This window comes from Rhizobium sp. C4 (assembly GCF_021026315.1).
Lineage (GTDB): Bacteria > Pseudomonadota > Alphaproteobacteria > Rhizobiales > Rhizobiaceae > Ensifer_A.
This window is the reverse complement of sequence record NZ_JAJNCX010000002.1, coordinates 26901-45411: the sequence shown is the minus strand read 5'-3', so window position 1 is coordinate 45411 and position 18511 is coordinate 26901. Positions and strand designations below refer to the sequence as shown.

The window sequence follows — 18511 nt, the reverse complement described above, 5'->3', positions numbered from 1 at the left end:
GACATGGACAACAAAATGGATACCGGGCACGACAGGGCCGCCGGATATGAAAAACTCTCCGCACGCTTCGGCAGCCGGCTCCAGACCAGCGATGCTGTCAGGCTCCATCACGCGCATTCGACCACCTGGCACAAGGCGGAACCGCCGGACGCGGTCGTCTTTCCCAACAACACGGGGGAAGTCGCCGAGATTGCCCGCATTTGCAGCGCATATAGCATTCCGATCGTTGCATTTGGCGCAGGCTCCTCGCTGGAGGGCCACATCAATGCGCCTCTTGGAGGGGTCTCGATCGATTTCTCCAATATGGCGCAGGTCATCGAGGTGGTTCCTGAAGACCTGTTGGCAGTCGTGCAGCCCGGCGTCACGCGTGAGAGGCTGAACGAGGAGCTTCGCGCCACGGGGCTTTCGTTTCCGATCGATCCGGGGGCAAATGCCAGCCTCGGGGGAATGGTGGCCACCCGCGCTTCGGGCACCAACGCGGTGCGCTATGGCACCATGGCGGAAAATGTCCTGGCGTTGGAATGTGTCACGGCGTCCGGCGAGATTATTCGGACAGGCACGCGCGCCCGCAAATCAGCTGCGGGCTTCGACCTCACCCGCCTCATCGTCGGCTCGGAAGGAACGCTGGCGCTGATTACGGAAATCACGCTCAAGCTGCGTGGCGTTCCGGACTATACGCTGGCAGGCGTCGCCACGTTCGAAAGCGTCGCGGCGGCCTGTGACTGCGTGATTTCGGCTATCCAGCTGGGGCTTGGCATCGGACGACTTGAGCTTCTTGATGCGGCCCAGATCAAGGCGTGCAACAGCTACTCCAAACTGGATCTTCAGGAAGCCCCGACGCTGTTCTTCGAATTCGCAGGCATTGAGGCCGCCGCACTTGCGGAATTCGCGCTTTTCCAGTCGCTGCTTGAGGATTGTGGTGCGACCTCCGTCGATTGGGCGACCGACGCGGATCACCGCAGCCGCTTGTGGCGGGCACGGCATCAGGCCTATTGGGCGGTGACGGCCGCCTATCCCGGCCGAACATCGGTGGTGACGGATGCCTGCGTGCCGATATCGCGCCTTGCGGAAGCGATCGAGGAAACTCGCGCCGACATGACGCAGATGCAGCTCGACGGGACGGTTCTCGGCCATGTGGGTGACGGCAACTTCCATGTGATCCTGATGGTCAGACCGGAGCAGCACGACGAGATGGCGCGCGCGCATCATTTCATTGATCGCATTTCCGAACGCGCTATCCGCATGAATGGCACCTGCACCGGAGAACACGGCATCGGTCAGGGCAAGAGGGCGATGCTGGCAAGAGAAGCCGGTGCCAGCCTTGATCTCATGCGCGGCCTCAAGCTTGCGCTGGACCCGACGAATATTCTCAATCCCGGCAAGCTGTTCCTTTGAAAATACGTTGAAATCCTCCCGGACGGACGCGGGCGGGCTCCGGCCTGCTCGCGTCCACTTCGTATGCGGCGCGGTCGGCCAGGCAGACCAGAGCATGGCTCACGCTGTCTTCTCAACCTCCAGGCCGAGCTCAGCCATCATGGCCTCGCGCATGAGGAATTTCTGCGGTTTGCCGGTGACCGTCATTGGCAGACTTTCCACCATTCTGACATGAGCAGGCACCTTGTAGTGTGCGATCTGGCCACGGCAGAAGTCCTGAATGCCGGCTTCGCTGGTGGAATGGCCAGGATGCGGCACAATCCACGCGACGACTTCCTCGCCGTAGCGCTTGCTAGGTATCCCGAAGACCTGGACCTGCGCGACATCGGGATGGCGATAGAGGAATTCCTCGATTTCGCGGGGGTAGATATTCTCGCCGCCGCGGATGATCATGTCCTTCAGCCGCCCAACGATGTTGCAATAGCCTTCCGCATCGATGGTTGCGAGATCGCCCGTGCGCATCCAGCCGCCCTCGGCAATGCTTTCGGAGGTCTTTTCCGGCTCGTCCCAATAGCCGGACATGACCGAATAGCCCCGCGTCCAGAGTTCCCCGACCTCGCCCACCGGAACGGTCGAACCGTCCTCGCCCACGATCTTCACCTCGACATGCGGATGCACGCGGCCCACCGTCGAGACCCGCTTTTCCAGAGGGTCGTCCACCGCGCTCTGGAAGGAAACCGGGCTTGTCTCCGTCATCCCGTAGGCAATCGTCACATCGCGCATATGCATGTCGCCGATCACCCGCTTCATCACCTCGATCGGACAAGGGGCGCCGGCCATGATCCCGGTGCGCAGCGTCGAGAGATTGCGGTCGGCAAAACTCGGATGGTCCAGCATGGCCACGAACATGGTCGGCACGCCGTAAAGCGCGGTGGCGCGCTCCGCCTCGACGGCTGCCAGAACCTGACCGGGCTCGAAGCCTTCGCCGGGGAAGATCATCGCAGCCCCCTTTGTCACGCAGCCGAGCGTTCCCATCACCATGCCGAAGCAGTGATAGAGCGGAACGGGAATGCAGAGCCTGTCGGCCTCGGTGAGTTCGATCGCCGCGGTGACGAAGCGGGCATTGTTGAGGATGTTGCGATGGGTCAGCGTTGCGCCCTTCGGCGCACCCGTCGTGCCGCTGGTGAACTGGATGTTGATCGGATCGTCCGGATTGAGGCTGTGGGTGATCGTGTCGAGCCGCATATGCTGCACCGGTCCGCCGAAGCCGAGGACCTCCTCGAATGAGAACATGCCGGGCTGCGCATTGCCGGACAGGTGGATGACCGAGCGCAACGCTGGCAGCCGCGCCGCCCGCAGCGCACCCGGACGGCAGGTTTCGAGTTCCGGGGCGAGTTCCCGGATCATCGCCAGATAATCGGAGGTCTTGAAGCTTGCCGCCTGAACCAGCGCCTTGCAGCCGGACTTGGCCAGCGCATATTCAAGCTCCGTCGTTCGATAGGCGGGATTGATGGTCACAAGAATGACGCCGATGCGGGCCGTGGCAAATTGCGTCACCAGCCATTCCAGCCTGTTCGGCGACCAGATGCCGAGCCTGTCGCCCTTCTCAAGCCCGAGCGCCAGAAGGCCGGCGGCAAAGGCATCGACCCTGCGGTCGAGCTCGTGCCAGCTCAAACGCAGACCGCTACTGGTGAAGACGGCAGCCTCGTGCATCCCGAGCCGGTTGACGGTGTCGGTGAAAACCGCCGGGATCGTGGCATCGAGAAGCGGACTATCGGTGCGGCCAGCAACATGCGAAACGCCGCCGATCGGGCGGCCTGAGCCGGGACCCGCTGACGCAGCCATGAACGGCGCACGCTCTGATGGCGCGGTTGGGGTCGGAATGGACATGTGTTCTCCTCCTCAGAAGCTCAGTCCCAGTTTCCACAGCGCCTCCTCCGCGCCGGGGATCGGTCCATGTATCACGTCAAACGCACCAACAGAGTTTTGTCGGTGCGTTTGGTGTCGCTTGCATCTTCAATTTGGGCGCAATTTGATCGAATCCGGTTCCCAATGGGCCGGATCACGCTTGTTCCACATCGCGCCTGCCGCGGCTCTGTCGCCCCGGCAGGTTGATCGATGCGCATCAGCCGCGCGCGGCGTATACCGCCTTCTCGAAGTCCACGTAGAAGTCCATCAGCGGTTGCTCCACGAAGGGCAACGACTGTGTCATGAACACGGCGGCCAGACCGGTTCTGGGATCGATCCAGTAATGCGTGTTCATCACGCCGGCCCAGGAGAGCGACCCGCTGCGCCGCCGGCCCGAAATGTCGGTACGGTTCTGCAGATAGCCGAACGTGTGGCCCACCGGCTGGCCGGGGAACATGTCGACATCCGCCGTCAACGGAGAGGATGATAGCATTTTTGCAAAGCTCAGTCCGCCCATTTGATCGGTCGAAAGCAGCGTCATGGCCTTTTCGCCGAGAATGCGCTGGCCGTCGAGGCTGCCGCCATTGAGAACCATGCGGCAGAAGCGCATGTAGTCCGGCGTCGTCGAATAGAGCGCATGGCCCATGCCGTAGACTTCCGGATGGGCGGGCGGCGAGATGTCGATCGCATCGAACGCGCCGTTCTCGCCCCGGATATAGGGCGTCGCCAGGCGCGCCTGCTTGCCCTCTGGCTCAAAGCAGGTGTCCTTCATGCCGAGCGGTTCGAAGATCTCCTCGCGGCAGAACTGATCGATGCGCCGGCCATCGACCTTCTCCACCATCATCCCCAGCCAGTCGATGCTCGGGCCATAGCCCCAGCGCGTACCTGGGTCGGTCATCAGCGGATAGTTCAGCGCGTCGCGCGTCCCGGAGAGAACCGAGGGATGCCCGGTCGCCTCCATGTAGTCGACGACACCCTGGCACCAGAATTCGTATTCGAGGCCCGACGTGTGTGTCGCCAGATGGCGGGCCGTGGCACGGGTTTTCGGCGCACGCATGACCGGCTTGCCGTCCTTGATGCCTTCCAGAACCTTCAGCTGGTTCCATTCCGGAAGGATGTCGGCGACCGGCGTTTCCGGGGCGAGCTTGCCGCGATCGATGAGAATGGCGGCAGCCGCAGAGCCGACGGCTTTCGTCATCGAGAAGATCCGGAACAGCGTGTCCTGATCTGCCTTCCGACCCGGCGCGGCCTCGCCCGCCGCACCTTCGAAGATGACGCCGTTGCGGTCAGCGACGGATGCAACGACATAGGGAAGCTGGCGCTGCTCTACGGCGCGCGCCAGCACGTTCTGCAAGTTATCCATGGTTCCTCCCAATGGTTCGGCGTGTACGACGCCAGATCATCAGGTTGCCACCGGAGCGAAAGGGAGTCAGTTGCGTCAGGCGCAAGCGCATTGCAAGAAACGCAAAGCCAGCCGCCCGGCATGACACATTCTTGTCATCCCATGCGAGATGACGCATAAATTGGCGCGGGAGCAATGGGAGAGGGAGGCGGCACCATGCCTTCGATGACGTGGACGGCCGAGGACGTCGATGATTTTCGACGTTTCGACTATTACCGCGATGCGCTTTGCACATCCTTCGTGCGGCTGACCCCGGATCGCCCCTCCGACGATCGACGGTTCAACTCACATGTGCGTCTTTCGCAGACGAACGACCACGCCTTCACCTATCTGTCGGTCCCCGATCATCTCATCCTGCGCACGCAGCGCGACATCGCGCTGGCCGATGACGACAACCTCTATCTCAACTTCATCCTGCGCGGTCAGATGCGGTTTTCGCAGGACAATGCCTGCTTCCTCACCGATGTCGGGCACGTTGTTCTCGTCGACAATGCGCGCCCCTTTACCGCCCAGCTTGGCACCGGGCGGGGCACGGAGTTTCTGGTCTGCAAGATGCCGCGCAGCATGGCGGCGAAGGCAAGGCGGCCGGAACTGCTGACCGACAGCCTCAATCGCCATCCGCTCTTTGCCTCCGTTGCCAACCTGCTTCAATTCGTTCACCGCCGGCAGACCGACTGGGACGACAGCGAGATCGATGGGCTGGGGACGGCGCTGCAGGCGCTCATGAGCTCGATCTTCTGCTCCGATGTTTCGGCGGCGCAGCCCTCCTCATGGAACGAGACGCTGAGGCGGACGCGGGCGGTCGTCTCCGCGGAAATGGTCGATCCGGGTCTTTCCATCGATACCGTGGCGGCGCTCCTGAAGATGCGCCCGCGAACGCTGCAATTGCATCTCGCCCAATGCGGAACGACCTTCACCGAGGTACTGAACGACGAACGCTGCGGCGCCGTCGATCGCCTGCTGACGCAACGCCCCGACCTGCCCATATCGGAGGCCGCCTATCGGGTCGGCTATAACGACCTCTCGACCTTCTATCGCGCCTACAACCGAAAGAACGGCAGGCCGCCACGGAGACACGCGTCTGATTGAGAGAATGCCGGGTGGATGGCAGAGAGGCGCCGCCTGATGGTTGGCCGCCTCGATCGCCATACTGACGTGTCATCTCACTGGCTGTCCGAACAACCCGTCATTGATGTTGCGAAATGACGGCGCGCCCGACAATTTGAGGCCAAGCCGGAGTTCGTCAAGAAGGATATCCAGAGCTCTCGCTGGACCTTCCGGTCCCATGGCGGCCGCATAAAGAGCCGCACGGCCTACAGCACCAAGCGATGCACCATAGGCACGCAATTTCATCAGATCGGTTCCTCGCCGTATGCCGGAATCGAGCAGCATCGGGGTCTGAGGCGGGACTGCCTTTCGGATATTCGACAGGGCTTCGATGCTCGCGATTGCGCCGTCAAGCTGTCGCCCTCCGTGATTGGAAATCCAAAGTCCATCCGCCCCGCGCCGGATCAGTTCTTTTGCGTCATCTGGATGATTGACGCCTTTGACGATCAACTTGCCACGCCACATCTCCCGCATCCGGTCGAAGTCTTCCCAAGCGAAGCCCGCATCCAGATTCGCGCCAACTCGGGCGGCAATCGTCAAGCCGGCGCTGGTGTTCCCCAGATAGCCACGCACGTTCTCGAACTGCGGACTTCCGTGAACCATCATGCGGAAAAGCCATCCTGGTTTGCGGATCGCAGACCAAGCCAAGCCAGGTGACGGCCTTAGAGGGACAGAGACCCCGTTTCGAAGGTCCTTTTCACGCTTTCCGCCTGCCTGAAGGTCGAGTGTCAGAACCAATGCCGAGTAACCATTCTCCTGGGCGCGTTGCAACAGTTTCTCATTAAACGCTCGGTCCTTCAGCACGTAGAGCTGAAACCAGAGCACGCCAGACACAGATCTGGCCATCGTTTCGATGCTGGTCGATGACATGGTGGAGAGCGTGTATGGGATGCCGCGAGTGGCAGCCGCACGCGCAATCGCAAGATCCGCATCCGGTCGTACGAGCGAACAAGATCCCATCGGCGAGATCACAAGCGGTGTCGGAAATTCCTGTCCCATGAACGTCGACGAAATGTCGGGCGCAGAAACATCGGTCAGTATCCGAGGGACGATCGACAGGCGATCAAAAGCCGCCCGGTTTCCTTTCAGTGTCAATTCGTCCGCTGCTCCACCGTCAACAAAGTCAAAGACGGCGCGCGGTAACCGGGCGCGGGCCATTTTTCTGAAGTCTTCGATTGAGATAGCCTCTTCCACTCTACGCAGCGTCATGATGATCTCCTGGCCGCAGAAAATCCCGCGCCGGTGCAGAAAGACAATTCTGCTCTGCCTGAGTGACTCGACATCATTGTGCGAACTGCTGCAGCGTTCAGTTGCTGAAGCCGCCGCGCAATGTCGGCGAAAGGCGTTTGCGCTCGGGCCTGCTGGCAGCGAAGGTGATGGCCGCACCGCAGTCCCGCAGCTCGTGTGATGGATGACCTCAAAGTCGCGGAGCGGCGCCTTGACGAGACCGACTTGCCGCCTGTTCGCCTGAAACGAGCGCCGTGGCGGTTGGTCCCGGCAGCAATGCTTTGGAGCGACTGAGGGCCAGCAATGAAGTATTCCGTCACGCTCTGCGAGTTTGTCATTGCTCCTCCCGATAGCTCAGCGCGCAATGCGCCAAGCCACTGGTTGCCACAGCGGAATGGATGAGTCAGTGGCGTCTGGCGCAAGCTCGTTGCAATAGGTGCATACGTCCTGTCAGGGCTCTGTCGCGAACTTTTCTGAAAGGTCCTTGTCGGACAAATTGAGTGAAAGCGTGCACCGCGTTCAGAACGTCACGCGATAACTGGCTGAGAGCCACGTCGTATTCCGGCCGGTCTGGTTGGAGGTGTTGAGCATGATCAACCCGTCGCCATTGCCGAGCCTGTAGCTGACCCCGATGCCGCCGCGCAGGAAGTCTTGTTGGACGGCTCGCCGCCTCTCGCCTTCACCTTCGGGCTTGGCGGCCTTGCCATCTTCCCGCTGCGCTTCGGCGCCTGCGCGGCGCTCATCGAAAACGCGACCCCGCCGAACCTCATCGAGATCATCCGCAAATACAAGGCGACGATCTCCTTCACCGCGCCGACCGCCTATCGCGCCATGCTGTCTGCGATGAACGAGGGCGTCGATCTCTCGTCGCTGCGCATTGCCGTCTCTGCCGGCGAGACGCTGCCAGCACCTGTCTTCGAGGAATGGGTGAAGCGCACCGGCAAGCCGATCCTCGATGGTATCGGCGCCACCGAAATGCTGCACATCTTCATCTCCAACCGGCTCGAGGACTACAAGCCCGGCTGCACCGGCAAGCCGCTGACCGGCTACGAGGCGAAGGTGGTCGACGAGAACATGAACGAGCTGCCGCGGGGAACGGTCGGACGGCTCGCAGTGCGCGGCCCGGTCGGCTGCCGTTATCTCGCCGACTATCGCCAGACCGACTATGTCTGCGATGGCTGGAACGTCACGGGTGATGCCTTCATTCAGGACGAAGACGGCTATTTCCACTTCGCCGCCCGCAATGACGACATGATCGTTTCTGCCGGCTACAACATCGCCGGACCGGAAGTGGAGGCAGCGCTTCTGGCGCATCCTTATGTCCGGGAATGTGCCGTGATCGGCGTTGCCGACGAGGCGCGCGGGCAGATCGTCAAGGCCTATGTGGTTCTGGCCGAACAGGCGATCCCCGCCGATCCGACGGTCGAACTGCTGCAGCTTCACGTCAAGTCAACGATCGCGCCCTACAAATACCCGCGCGCCATCGAATTCGTGAAGGAACTGCCCAAGACCGAATCCGGCAAGATCCAGAGATTCAGGCTCAAGCAGCCAGTGATGAATGCCCTTTAGGCTTTACGCTTAAGCGCAGCCGGCTGCTCCGGATCGACAGTGGCCGATCTGGAGCAGATTTGAAGCAACATACGCCTGATTGCCCGCGCTTACCGAAGATCTTTTGCACAAGACCTTGAACATTCAAGCGTTCCAGACGCCTGCAGCCATGTACTCGGCAGATATCCAGGGCGGTGTTTCACGTTTGGGTGAGTGTAGCCAATTACATCCGTTCCGATCGCCGAACATGGCTGATCCAGCTTCCTTACCATAATCGAACTAGTCACCTGTGCAGGCGGATGCGCTGACAGCTTGCCTCCCGATCGATTGTTGCCCTACCGCCTGCTTTGGCACACTGAAAGCTGGATAAGTGAAATGGCCTATGTTGAACTAACAGCTCGGGTTGGCGCCTTGAAGGGATTGGAACCGACGATCCTCCCAAACCCAAACCCCAGCGACTTGAAAACACTTGAGAGTTCGCTTTATCGATAGTCTCGACGACGGATCGGGACCATGTCCTCGCCGCGAGGGTGCAGACCGTCCTTACCAGTAGATCAGCGGCAACCCGGCGACGGGACTGCGAAAGTAAGGGATGCGGTCGCCGCGGAGAGATCCGAGATACACGGTTTTCAGATCCGGTCCGCCGAACGTGAGGCTCGCCATCCATGGGCACAGCGTGCCGGTGGCGGCGCCCATGATGTCAGGCGTGACGCGGCCCTCTTCCCAGGCGCGGTCGAGCTCTGCGGTCTTTTCCGGGTTGCCGTCATCCAGGATGGTCAGCAAGTCGCCTTCGGGCGTGATGGCGATCAGCCGATCGGTCATGATGAGCGTCGACCAGAGATTGCCATACACATCGAACGCGATGCCGTCGCAGAAGCCGCCAACATTGCTGGGACCGTAAATCTCCCGGTTGGTCAGGTCGCCATTGTCATTCACGCGGAAACGCGTGACATTACGGGAGGTCGTTTCCGCGACATATAGCCATTCTTCCCTTGCGTCGAAACGCAACTCGTTCGTGCCGCAGAGATTATCAGCGACAATGCGCACGCCCTTGTCGTCAATCAGCGCAATATAGCCGTCGCGGCTGTTCGTCTTGACGTGGTCCGTCCACGGGATCATCTGCGTCGTGACCGTCAGCCAGAGGCGACCCTTGCTGTCACGGGTGACGAAATTGGCCTTGCCGAGCGGTCGGCCGTCGATCTGGTCGAGCAGGACCTTGCTTTCACCATTTCGCCGCATGAATTCCAGGCGGTCCGTGCCGAAATTGGCGATGAGAAAATTGCCCTCGGCATCAAATGCCAAACCATTCGGCAGACTGCCCTGCGTGTTGACATAGCGGTCTTCGAAGGAGCCGCCGCCGACCTGTTCGAGACCCGTCTGTACAATGAGTTCCTGGCTGCCGTCCGGCGCGATCCGCATCACGCCTCCTCGCGCGTCCGCTGACCACAGGGTGCCGTCGCGCTCCGCCAGAATGCATTCCGGGCGCTGCAGGTCACGCCCCGTGAAACGGATGTCGGCACGGTCGACCGTGAAGCCTTTGAGTGGGTTCGACATGGGAGCACTCCTGCTGCAGTTTAATTAGTCATACGTTCGACCAAATACTTTTTCGATTTTCTTGTCAACGCGTTGCGTGGTCGCGCTGCTCAACACAAGCCTCTCGTCGATCCACTCGACGCTGGTGCGCGGCAAGGCTGAGGGTCTGAAGCCAGGGTTCTTGTCCAACCCTCAGCCGCCGTCGGTGATCACCGTGCCGCCGTCCACGACAATCGTCTGACCCGTCACAAAGGCGCCGGCCGGACTGGAGAGATAGAGGGCCGTTGCGGCAATCTCCTCAGGTTCGCCAACGCGGCGGAGCGGGGTCATTGCCAGGCGACGCTCCATGAAGGCCGCGTCCGCCATCAAATCGCGCGCGAGCGACGTGCGCGTGAGACCCGGCGCGATCGCATTGGCGCGGATATTTCGATGACCCCATTCGACCGCGAGGTTGCGCGCGAATTGAGAGAGCGCGGCCTTGGTCAGGCCATAGAGGCCGATCGCTTTGTTGCCGCGCAACCCCGCAATGGAGGCCATGAAGATGACTGAGCCGCCGCCCCTCTCCGCCATCGCGGGCAAGAGCTCCGAACAGATCGCATGAGCGCTGGCGAGGTTGACCGTCATGACCCGATCCCAGTCATCCTGGCTGACTTCGCCGATCGGACCAGCCGGACCTTGCATGCCGGCATTCAGGATGAGACTGTCTGGCACGTCGCCTCGAGCCACCAGCGCCCTCATCTGTGCCCTGACAGCGGAAAGATCCGAAAGGTCGAGAGGAAGTGATGCATGGCCCGAGCGCGGCGCATTGATTGCGGCAAGCCTGTCGGCGAGTGCCGGCTCGACGATATCGGACAGGATAAGCCGCGCACCGGCAGAGGCAAAAAGATCGACGATTGCCGAGCCGAGCCCGCCACAGGCACCCGTGACAAGCGATGTTCGGCCCTTGAGGCTGAACATCATTCGGTAATCCTTGCCGTCGAGCGATGGGGTCATGGGCATTTCCTTGGGGCTGATCGGGGAACGCCAGCGATTCGAGGCCGGCAGGGTTGCGCGTCTGGGGCCAGCCGCCCTTTGGCCATTGAAGATCGCAACCTCCGGCGCCGCAGCGCTGATGGCCGGATTGCCGCTTGGCGCGGGTCGCAACTGGATCGCGGACTGGCGTATGACCTGTGAACGGGCCGCACCTGAAGCGGTGCGGCCCGTTCCATCTCATTGCGTCACTTTGGAGCGCCGGACCAAATGAAGTCGGCTTCCGTCACGGCCTTCGGAATGAAGCCGAAGCGATGCATGTCTGCCGCCGCCTTCACCCAGATCTCTCTTTGGAAAGCCCCGGTGAATGGCGCGATATAGCGGGTCTTGATGTAATCCGGCGGCATTTTGGTCTGCGCCGCATCGATCTCGCGGATCACATCCGGATGCGCGTTGCCGTAGTCGTAAGCCTTCAGCATGGCGGCGACAAAGCCTTTCATCGCGTCTGCCTTTTCGGTCACGAAGCTCTTGGACGACACGAAGATCACAGCCGGGCTTCCCTTGATCTCCGGATAGACACCATCGATGACGCGGAATTTCTTGGCCTCTGCCAGGGAGTAGAACATGCCGATCGGTACGATCGCATCTACGCTTCCGCGCTCGGCACTCTCGATCATCGCATCGAAAGGCAGGTTAACGACACGGACGTCGTCCTTCGTCATCCCGACTTTTTCCAGCACCCTGAAAAGCATCAGCCCCTGCGTGCTCTGGGCGCCACCGGGTAGGCCCACCGCCTTGCCTTTCAGGTCCGCGACCGTCTTGATCGTGCTTGCAGGCGGAACCAGCAAACCGGTCGTCGGCACATCGCCCTGATCCTGCGTGTTCAGCACGGCGAGCACCGGCAGCCCCCTTGCTGCAGCCGTCACGACGTCGAATGAACCCGACATGATGAGGTCGGTCTGGCCGGCCTGCAGCTGTGCGATATTCTGCGAGGGCGCTCCGCCTACGGTGATTTCGACTTTCAGCCCGGCTTCCTTAAAGTAACCCTGCTGCTCAGCAATATACAGTCCTTGAAAGGTGCCGACCGGCGACCGCAGGACGCGGACGACCGTCTCTGCTGCCTGGGCCATGGTTCCCGGCAGGATTCCCGCTGCAAGAACGGCCGCAGCCATTCCCAGAACATACCTTCTGCTAGTCATGTTTTTCATTCTCTCCTCCTCAGTTATGGTCAGTCATGCGGCCGGGGGCCGCCGGATCTGTTCGAGTATCCGGCTCCGGTATTGGGCAAAGCGTGGGTCGGCCTTGGTGGTGATCTGGTCCCGGTTTGCACCAAGCTCGATATCGACGTTGTCGATGACGGTCGCCGGATGGCCAGAGAGAACGATCACGCGATCGGCCAGATAGACGGCTTCGTCGATGTCGTGCGTGACGACGACGATGGAAATGGCAAGCTGCTTGCGCAGCGACAGAACCAGATCTTCGAGATCGAAGCGCGTCTGGGCATCGAGAGAGCCAAAGGGCTCATCCATCAGCAGGATATGGGCGTCGTAGGCAATCGCCCGGGCGATCGCCACGCGCTGCTGCATACCGCCGGACATTTGCCAAGGATAACGTTCGCCGACGCCCGGCAGGCCAACGTCCGCCAGGCATGCATGCGCACGGGCCAGACGCTCCGCTTTCGGCACGCCCTTGCCCTGCAGGGGAAAGGCAACGTTTTCCACGGCGCGCATCCAGGGCAGCATCGAGCCGCGATAGTCCTGAAATACAAGGCCAATCTCGGCGACCGGCTCTCGCACCTGCTCGTCGCCGACTTTCACCCCGCCGGATGTCGGCGGCATCAGGCCCGACAGGCAACGCAAAAGCGTCGTCTTGCCGGCTCCGGAAGGGCCAACGATGGAAATCACCTCGCCGGGCTCAACCCGCAGATTAAGATCGGACAAGACATTGATATTGCAATAGCTTTTGCTCAGACCTTCAACGGACAGCGATTTTGCTCGTGCAGGCATTGGAGGCTTCACGGGGGTCATGATGTTCATTGTCCTCCTCCGACCTTGTTACGTCGGCCCTTGCGTTTGGTGGCGGCTTGCCCGTCTTCCTGGAAGTACCAGAAGAGGAGCCGCCGCTCGAGTTGCAGGAAAAGTGAGCTGAGAACGTAGCCCATCGCTCCGACAAGCAGAGTTCCGGCCCACGTTTCCTGGATTGCGAAGCGGGTGGAAGCGTCGGTGATGTAAAACCCGATGCCCGCCTCCGCCCCGAAGAACTCCGATATCACCATCAGCACCAGCCCGACCGCCAGCGCGACCCGGATGCCGGCCATGATCTGCGGCAAGGCGGCGGGCAGAGCCACGCGGAAGATGAAGAGAAAGGACGGGATACGGTAGGCGCGCGCCGTCTCGATCAGTGCGGTTGAGGTGCCCCGTACGCCGTCGATCGTGTTCAGCAGGATGGGCCAGAAACTGCCCAGCGCGATCACGAATATCTTCGGCGCGGCTCCCACGCCGAGCGCTATGATGATGATCGGCACGATGGCGGCGGGCGGCACCGCGCGCAGGAAATTCAGCGTTGGCGACCAGATCCTGCGCCATGTCTCGGCCCGACCGATGACGAGGCCGCATGCCACGCCGAAAACGATCGCGAAAGCCATGCCGACTGCCAGGTTGGACAGGCTGAGAAGCAGATGGCGAACAAGATCGCCGTGGACGATTTCACCAACCAGTGTGGCGACGATGTCGGCAAGCGGCGGAAAATAGATGGAAGTCGAGCCGCTGGAAGCATAGAGCCACAGGAGAACCAGACATGCCGGCAGCCAGATCGACCGCAGGAGGTCGATGAAAATATCAACGAAGACGTAACGCACGAACATCCCTCCTATTCCGCCGTGGACCGCAAGTGCCAGCCGAGAAGGCGTGCTTCCAGTCGATCCCACAGAAAGGTCAGGAACACGCCGAGAAGACCGGCGAAGAAAATGTAGGCGAAGGCCGTCGGCGTCTCGTTGTAGCTGCGGGCGAGTGAAATCTCCCGCCCGATCCCCGGCGTCAGGCTCACGATCTCGACGCCGACGGATACGAGAATGGAAACGGTGGTCGCGATGCGAAGACCTGTGCTGATATAGGGTCCCGCGGCCGGCAGCAGCACCTTGAAGAAGCGCAGATGCGCCGGAATCCGGTAGCTTCTGATCGTGTCGACAATGGTCCGATCAAGACGCCGGGCTCCGGAAATCGTTTGGATCAGAACCGGGAAGAAGCAGGCGATGGCAATGGCGACGACCTTCATTTCCGACGTGGCGCCAAACAGCAGAACCAGGATCGGCAGCAGCGCGATCACCGGAAAGGAACGCCCGAAATCGATGAGCATGCGCGTTGCGCGCTCAACCGCCGGGAACATGCCGATCAGGATCCCCGCTGGGATGGCCAGGATCGACCCGATGAGCAGTCCGCGCAGGGCATCGAAAATCGTATGCCCCATGGCCGCAGCAAATTCCGGACGTACCAGAACCGCAGCGATCTGATACCCGACGATCTGGACAGGCGGCAGGATCGCCATATCGATGAGACCCGTTGCGTTCCCCAACGCCCAGATGGCGACAAGGAACAGGACGACGCCCCCCTGCCAGATGAATAGACGAAACCCCTCACCCATTTCCGCGTCCCCCTCCGACCGGAAGCGTCCGATGCCGGGCTCATCACACAGCATCATGTCACTTTCTTTATTGGTTGATCGTACAATTAATTTCAGTCGATCTGCCCGTTGTCAAGTGCCCTTGCGCGATTGGGCAAAGCGGGCAGCGTGTCTCGGGTACCTTCAGAAGCCCGCGCCTTGGTTCGCCGCCATTAAAGGATGCCCTCGTGTAAGACCTGCAGGACATGGCGACCGCATGCGCTCCGATATCGAAGAAGGCATCCTATGCTCAAATGGCGATCGTTCGGAACTCTATATTGACTGAACGACCAACCAAGTTATAGTGCGCGTGCTACACCGATATTGGGAGGATGAAATGAGTGGCAAGGAATTGAGTGCATGTGACGCATTGATCGGAAAGCTGCGGCTTCAGGATCGGGTCAACGACATGTTCACGGGCGACAGCGATGCCGCAACCTTTGAGGCCTCCAGCAAGCTGTGGCCCGGCAACGCGCTGTGGAGCGAAATCCGCTTCCAGGGTGCGACGGAGGCCGGCACCCGACGCCTTGAGGAATATCACTTCATCCCCAGCGACGGCAGCAGGCCCTATCTTCCGGTCGGCTTCATGTTCGAGAGCAACGGCACCGGCGGTTCCGTGGTGCGGGTCTATTCGGACCACCACCTCGTTGAAGATAGAGGGCCGATCCTTGAGGTTGTCGAGAGTATCCATCCCTGGACTTCGGAAGAGGATGTCCTCTTCACCTATTTCAAGGCACTGGGCGAGAACCGGCTCGAAGATGTCCTCGATTTGTTCGACACGGACGGCTATTTCCGCCATTCCAATGGCGAAACTTTCAAGGGGCGGGAGGAACTGCGCCAGGATTTCTCCAAGATGATGGGCAGAACCGGCATCCAGGTCCGCTACTGCCAGTTCACCGACGACGGAAAGACCTGTGTTGGCGAGGTCTATATGCCCAGCGGCCGTCCCGCGATTGCCCTCTATCAGCGCAGTTCCAACCCGGGACGCCTGCACGCCGTCCGCATCTATCTGTGAGCCTGCGTCATGGCACGTATTGTCAGCCTCACCGCGGTCCCGCATGACCCGACCCTGCCGATTTCCCAGCGCCTTGCGGCACTGGGCAAGGCAGATCCCGGCGCCTTGCCGGCCCTCGCCCACATGGAAACCCTCCGGCTCGAGCTTGAGAAGGCCGCGCCGGATGCGATCGTTGTGGTCGGCTCCGACCACTTCGGGCAGTGGTTCATGAACAACATGCCGACCTTCATGGTCGGCAAGGCCAGCCGTCTCAAGGGCCCCTTCCCCGCGGAAACGGGATCCTGGGGCCTCAAGGAAAGCGATCTGCCGATCGACGGCGCGCTTGCCCGCAAAATTCTGAAGGGCGGATTGGAACGCGGTGTCGACTTCTCCTATTCGGACGAGTTCATCGCCGATCATTCCTTCACGATTCCGCTCGACTTCCTGCGCCCGCAGGGCGACCTGCCGGTCGTGCCGCTGTTCATCAACCTGCTGGCGCCGCCGGTCCCACCGGGCTGGCGCTACCGGCAGGTGGGCAACATCGTAGCCGAGGCCATCGAAGATGATGGTAGCGACAAGCGCGTAGCCGTCATTGCGACGGGGCATATGTCGAACAGTGTCGGCGGTCCAGGCATGATGCGCAGTCTGCAGGAACCCGAGACCGAATGGGATCGCACCATGTGGTCCCTGATCCAGAAAAACGATGTCGACGGCATCGTCGAGCGCAGCACCTGGGACCAGCTCTATGCGATCGGTAATGGAACGCCCGGTTTTCTCGGTTATGTCTTTGCCCTTGGTCTGGCGCGCGGCTCCAAGCCAAGCTTTGCAGAATTGGTGGCGACCACGGCGCAGCCGGCATGCGCCTTCCTCCACTGGAACGAGGCCACCCTGAAGGGAGAGCGCGCATGACCCGTTATGCCATCGACAAGGTGCTTTGGACCTATGGTCGTGACCCGGCCTACAGGACACATTTCGACGCGGATCCCATGCCTCAACTCGCCGCTGAAGAACTCACCGAGGCAGAGCGTTCGGCTCTGGCGGGGAAGGATATCAGGGCCATCTTCTCGCTCGGTGCCCATCCATTCCTGCTCTACTCTTTCGCCATTCAGGTGAACGGCGGCTGGAGCTTTCAGTTCATGCTGGACTATGTCGAGCGTCTCAAGGGTCTGAAACTCGGCGACATCGAGACCTGAGATCGGCCTCCCAAGCATTCCGATGGCCCGCATGTCAGGGGCGGGCCTTCGGTTACCGCCATCTTCCCGTTCCAACCTTGAAGCAGCGCGCCCAGAATACGCTTGCCTGAGCTTATTATTTGGCCATGCAATCAACCAGACAAGGTAAAGTGCCCGGGTATAAATTGCCGTATCCATTGCATTGATGGGTGGTCTGGTTGATTTGCAGTTAGCAAACTGCTTGAAATCGGGAAGGTCGCGGATGACGCGGATCGGCTGGGGAAACATGAAAAAGCGCGGTGGAAAGTCCATACAGACACGATCGAACGGCGACCAGACGCGTGAGAAGATCATGGCCGCGGCTGAAAAGCTGTTCGGCCAGCAATCATTCGATGCGGTGTCGCTGCGTGATATCACCAATGAGGCGGAGGTGACGCTCGCACTGGCGAGCTATCATTTCGGCACAAAGGAAAACCTTTTTACCGAAGTGGTTGCCCGACGGGCTAACGTTCTCAACAGCATCCGCCGTGAGCGGCTGGCGGCGCTGGTCGATCGCGGCGGGATGACGGTCGAGACCCTTCTCGAAACCTTCATAAGACCGCTTTTCGAGCAGATGCAGAGTGAGGACGATGGCTGGCAGGCCTATCTGATGCTGCTGGCCAAGCTCTCGTCCAACGAACGCTGGCTCGACCACCTGCGGACGAATTTCGACGAGACGGCAAATCTTTACCTTGGCCAGCTGAAACTGCTGCTACCGCATGTCCCCGAGGAGAACCTTGTCCGCGGCTTCTCTTTCGTCTTGATCCTGATGGTGCAGACAGTCTCGAAAAACCGCCGCGTCGATACCCTGTCTTCCGGCAAGTTCAAGGGCGAGGACCTGGACGTGACCTATCAGCTGCTGCTGAAATTTTCGCTTGCCGGCCTCAGGGCGCTCGAAACAGCCTGATCGCACCCCGATCCGCGCGTCCTCTCCGGAAATAACACCGCCGGTAAATCGGCCCTCTAGCTGCGGGACTTGATCAAGTCTGCTTTGTCCTTGCCGGGGTTATGGTCCTTTTCGAGGTCACATGGCCTCATAGGGCACCGTAAAGTTGACCCGCCGGCGATCGGCCTGTGCGATCTTTCAACATGACCCAAGTCACTCGTGATCGCCTTTATCGCCGCCACCGGTTTCCAGCCGAAGTGATTGCCCATGATGTGTGGCTCTATTTTCGTTTTCCACTCGGTCTGCGGATGGTTGAAGACCTGCTGGCGGCGCGAGGGATCAACGTTTCACATCAGACGGTGCGCCTTTGGGCCGAGAAATTTGGTCGGCACTTTGCGCATGACATCCGGCAACGCTCAGCCGGAAAGCTCGGCGACAAATGGCACCTCGATGAAGTCGTCATCTCCCTTGGCGGTAAGAAACACTGGCTGTGGCGGGCTGTCGATCAGGATGGCTTCGTTCTCGAAGTGCTGGTGCAGAGCCGCCGAAATACCAAGGCCGCCAAACGCCTGATGCGAAAGCCTCTCAAAGGCCAGGGGCATGTGCCGCGTGCCATTCCCGTCTCGTATTTCAGCAGTGAATTTTAGCCATACTAAAAATCGTTGACGGCTTTCGGGAAACGTGCACTATTGAAG

At 60.7% G+C, this 18511-nt stretch carries 15 protein-coding genes and 2 pseudogenes; 8 read left to right on the top strand and 9 right to left on the bottom strand.

Annotation, left to right across the window (positions count from 1 at the left end; all coding sequences use genetic code 11):
* Positions 1-3: 3 nt before the first annotated feature.
* On the top strand, positions 4-1395 hold the full coding sequence (locus LQK84_RS03830) for an FAD-binding oxidoreductase (RefSeq protein WP_230827327.1): 1392 nt from the start codon (positions 4-6) through the stop codon (positions 1393-1395).
* 99 nt (positions 1396-1494) lie between these two features.
* Here LQK84_RS03830 and LQK84_RS03825 read toward each other — a convergent pair whose 3' ends face one another.
* On the bottom strand, positions 1495-3219 hold the full coding sequence (locus tag LQK84_RS03825; RefSeq protein ID WP_230827838.1) for an AMP-binding protein: 1725 nt from the start codon (positions 3217-3219) through the stop codon (positions 1495-1497).
* A gap of 280 nt (positions 3220-3499) precedes the next feature.
* Positions 3500-4645, bottom strand: coding sequence for a serine hydrolase domain-containing protein (locus tag LQK84_RS03820; protein ID WP_230827326.1), 1146 nt, complete (start codon positions 4643-4645; stop codon positions 3500-3502).
* A 195-nt stretch (positions 4646-4840) separates the two neighbouring features.
* Here LQK84_RS03820 and LQK84_RS03815 point away from each other — a divergent pair, with 195 nt between their 5' ends.
* A complete protein-coding gene (locus LQK84_RS03815) occupies positions 4841-5773 on the top strand; it encodes an AraC family transcriptional regulator (RefSeq protein WP_230827325.1) in 933 nt (310 codons plus the stop codon).
* 69 nt (positions 5774-5842) lie between these two features.
* Here LQK84_RS03815 and LQK84_RS03810 read toward each other — a convergent pair whose 3' ends face one another.
* The gene (locus LQK84_RS03810; RefSeq protein WP_230827324.1) at positions 5843-7000 is read right to left on the bottom strand and encodes an alpha-hydroxy acid oxidase; all 1158 of its coding nucleotides are present in this window, start codon (positions 6998-7000) and stop codon (positions 5843-5845) included.
* Between the two features lie 648 nt (positions 7001-7648).
* Here LQK84_RS03810 and LQK84_RS03805 point away from each other — a divergent pair.
* Positions 7649-8587: pseudogene (locus tag LQK84_RS03805) on the top strand (AMP-binding protein); the annotation flags it as partial.
* A gap of 522 nt (positions 8588-9109) precedes the next feature.
* Here the strand turns inward: LQK84_RS03805 and LQK84_RS03800 are convergent.
* The 6 genes from LQK84_RS03800 to LQK84_RS03775 all read right to left on the bottom strand — a co-directional run bounded on the left by LQK84_RS03800 (position 9110) and on the right by LQK84_RS03775 (position 14764).
* The gene (locus tag LQK84_RS03800) at positions 9110-10120 is read right to left on the bottom strand and encodes an SMP-30/gluconolactonase/LRE family protein (RefSeq protein WP_230827323.1); all 1011 of its coding nucleotides are present in this window, start codon (positions 10118-10120) and stop codon (positions 9110-9112) included.
* A 171-nt stretch (positions 10121-10291) separates the two neighbouring features.
* Complete coding sequence (locus LQK84_RS03795) at positions 10292-11092, bottom strand: SDR family NAD(P)-dependent oxidoreductase (RefSeq protein WP_230827322.1); 801 nt, start codon at positions 11090-11092, stop codon at positions 10292-10294.
* 224 nt (positions 11093-11316) lie between these two features.
* The gene (locus LQK84_RS03790; protein WP_230827321.1) at positions 11317-12267 is read right to left on the bottom strand and encodes an ABC transporter substrate-binding protein; all 951 of its coding nucleotides are present in this window, start codon (positions 12265-12267) and stop codon (positions 11317-11319) included.
* A gap of 33 nt (positions 12268-12300) precedes the next feature.
* Positions 12301-13104, bottom strand: a complete 804-nt coding sequence (locus LQK84_RS03785; protein WP_230827320.1) for an ABC transporter ATP-binding protein — start codon at positions 13102-13104, stop codon at positions 12301-12303.
* Positions 13101-13925, bottom strand: coding sequence for an ABC transporter permease (locus LQK84_RS03780; RefSeq protein WP_230827319.1), 825 nt, complete (start codon positions 13923-13925; stop codon positions 13101-13103). Before LQK84_RS03780 ends, LQK84_RS03785 begins: the two co-directional genes overlap by 4 nt.
* Before the next feature lie 11 nt (positions 13926-13936).
* Entirely contained in the window at positions 13937-14764 is an 828-nt protein-coding gene (locus LQK84_RS03775) for an ABC transporter permease (RefSeq protein ID WP_230827318.1), read from the bottom strand.
* 298 nt (positions 14765-15062) lie between these two features.
* On the opposite strand from LQK84_RS03775, the gene LQK84_RS03770 reads away from it, so the two are divergent.
* The 5 genes and pseudogenes from LQK84_RS03770 to LQK84_RS03750 all read left to right on the top strand — a co-directional run.
* A complete protein-coding gene (locus tag LQK84_RS03770) occupies positions 15063-15740 on the top strand; it encodes a nuclear transport factor 2 family protein (protein WP_230827317.1) in 678 nt (225 codons plus the stop codon).
* A 9-nt stretch (positions 15741-15749) separates the two neighbouring features.
* Entirely contained in the window at positions 15750-16628 is an 879-nt protein-coding gene (locus LQK84_RS03765) for a 2,3-dihydroxybiphenyl 1,2-dioxygenase (RefSeq protein ID WP_230827316.1), read from the top strand.
* Positions 16625-16912, top strand: coding sequence for a hypothetical protein (locus LQK84_RS03760; protein ID WP_230827315.1), 288 nt, complete (start codon positions 16625-16627; stop codon positions 16910-16912). The genes LQK84_RS03765 and LQK84_RS03760 overlap by 4 nt, the downstream gene beginning before the upstream one ends.
* A gap of 241 nt (positions 16913-17153) precedes the next feature.
* Positions 17154-17837, top strand: coding sequence for a TetR/AcrR family transcriptional regulator (locus tag LQK84_RS03755; RefSeq protein WP_230827314.1), 684 nt, complete (start codon positions 17154-17156; stop codon positions 17835-17837).
* Positions 17838-18019: 182 nt separating this feature from the next.
* Positions 18020-18433 (top strand): annotated as a pseudogene (locus LQK84_RS03750) (IS6 family transposase); the annotation flags it as partial.
* Positions 18434-18511 lie beyond the last annotated feature (78 nt).

Excerpts from the sequence above, each read along its gene's own strand:
- LQK84_RS03760 (WP_230827315.1), top strand. The coding sequence starts at position 16,625 with ATGACCCGTTATGCCATCGACAAGGTGCTTTGGACCTATGGTCGTGAC.
- LQK84_RS03770 (WP_230827317.1), top strand. The coding sequence starts at position 15,063 with ATGAGTGGCAAGGAATTGAGTGCATGTGACGCATTGATCGGAAAGCTG.
- LQK84_RS03815 (WP_230827325.1), top strand. The coding sequence starts at position 4,841 with ATGCCTTCGATGACGTGGACGGCCGAGGACGTCGATGATTTTCGACGT.
- LQK84_RS03775 (WP_230827318.1), bottom strand. The coding sequence starts at position 14,764 with ATGATGCTGTGTGATGAGCCCGGCATCGGACGCTTCCGGTCGGAGGGG.
- LQK84_RS03825 (WP_230827838.1), bottom strand. The coding sequence starts at position 3,219 with ATGGCTGCGTCAGCGGGTCCCGGCTCAGGCCGCCCGATCGGCGGCGTT.
- LQK84_RS03785 (WP_230827320.1), bottom strand. The coding sequence starts at position 13,104 with ATGAACATCATGACCCCCGTGAAGCCTCCAATGCCTGCACGAGCAAAA.
- LQK84_RS03820 (WP_230827326.1), bottom strand. The coding sequence starts at position 4,645 with ATGGATAACTTGCAGAACGTGCTGGCGCGCGCCGTAGAGCAGCGCCAG.
- LQK84_RS03790 (WP_230827321.1), bottom strand. The coding sequence starts at position 12,267 with ATGACTAGCAGAAGGTATGTTCTGGGAATGGCTGCGGCCGTTCTTGCA.
- LQK84_RS03830 (WP_230827327.1), top strand. The coding sequence starts at position 4 with ATGGACAACAAAATGGATACCGGGCACGACAGGGCCGCCGGATATGAA.
- LQK84_RS03810 (WP_230827324.1), bottom strand. The coding sequence starts at position 7,000 with ATGACGCTGCGTAGAGTGGAAGAGGCTATCTCAATCGAAGACTTCAGA.
- LQK84_RS03765 (WP_230827316.1), top strand. The coding sequence starts at position 15,750 with ATGGCACGTATTGTCAGCCTCACCGCGGTCCCGCATGACCCGACCCTG.
- LQK84_RS03795 (WP_230827322.1), bottom strand. The coding sequence starts at position 11,092 with ATGACCCCATCGCTCGACGGCAAGGATTACCGAATGATGTTCAGCCTC.
- LQK84_RS03800 (WP_230827323.1), bottom strand. The coding sequence starts at position 10,120 with ATGTCGAACCCACTCAAAGGCTTCACGGTCGACCGTGCCGACATCCGT.
- LQK84_RS03755 (WP_230827314.1), top strand. The coding sequence starts at position 17,154 with ATGACGCGGATCGGCTGGGGAAACATGAAAAAGCGCGGTGGAAAGTCC.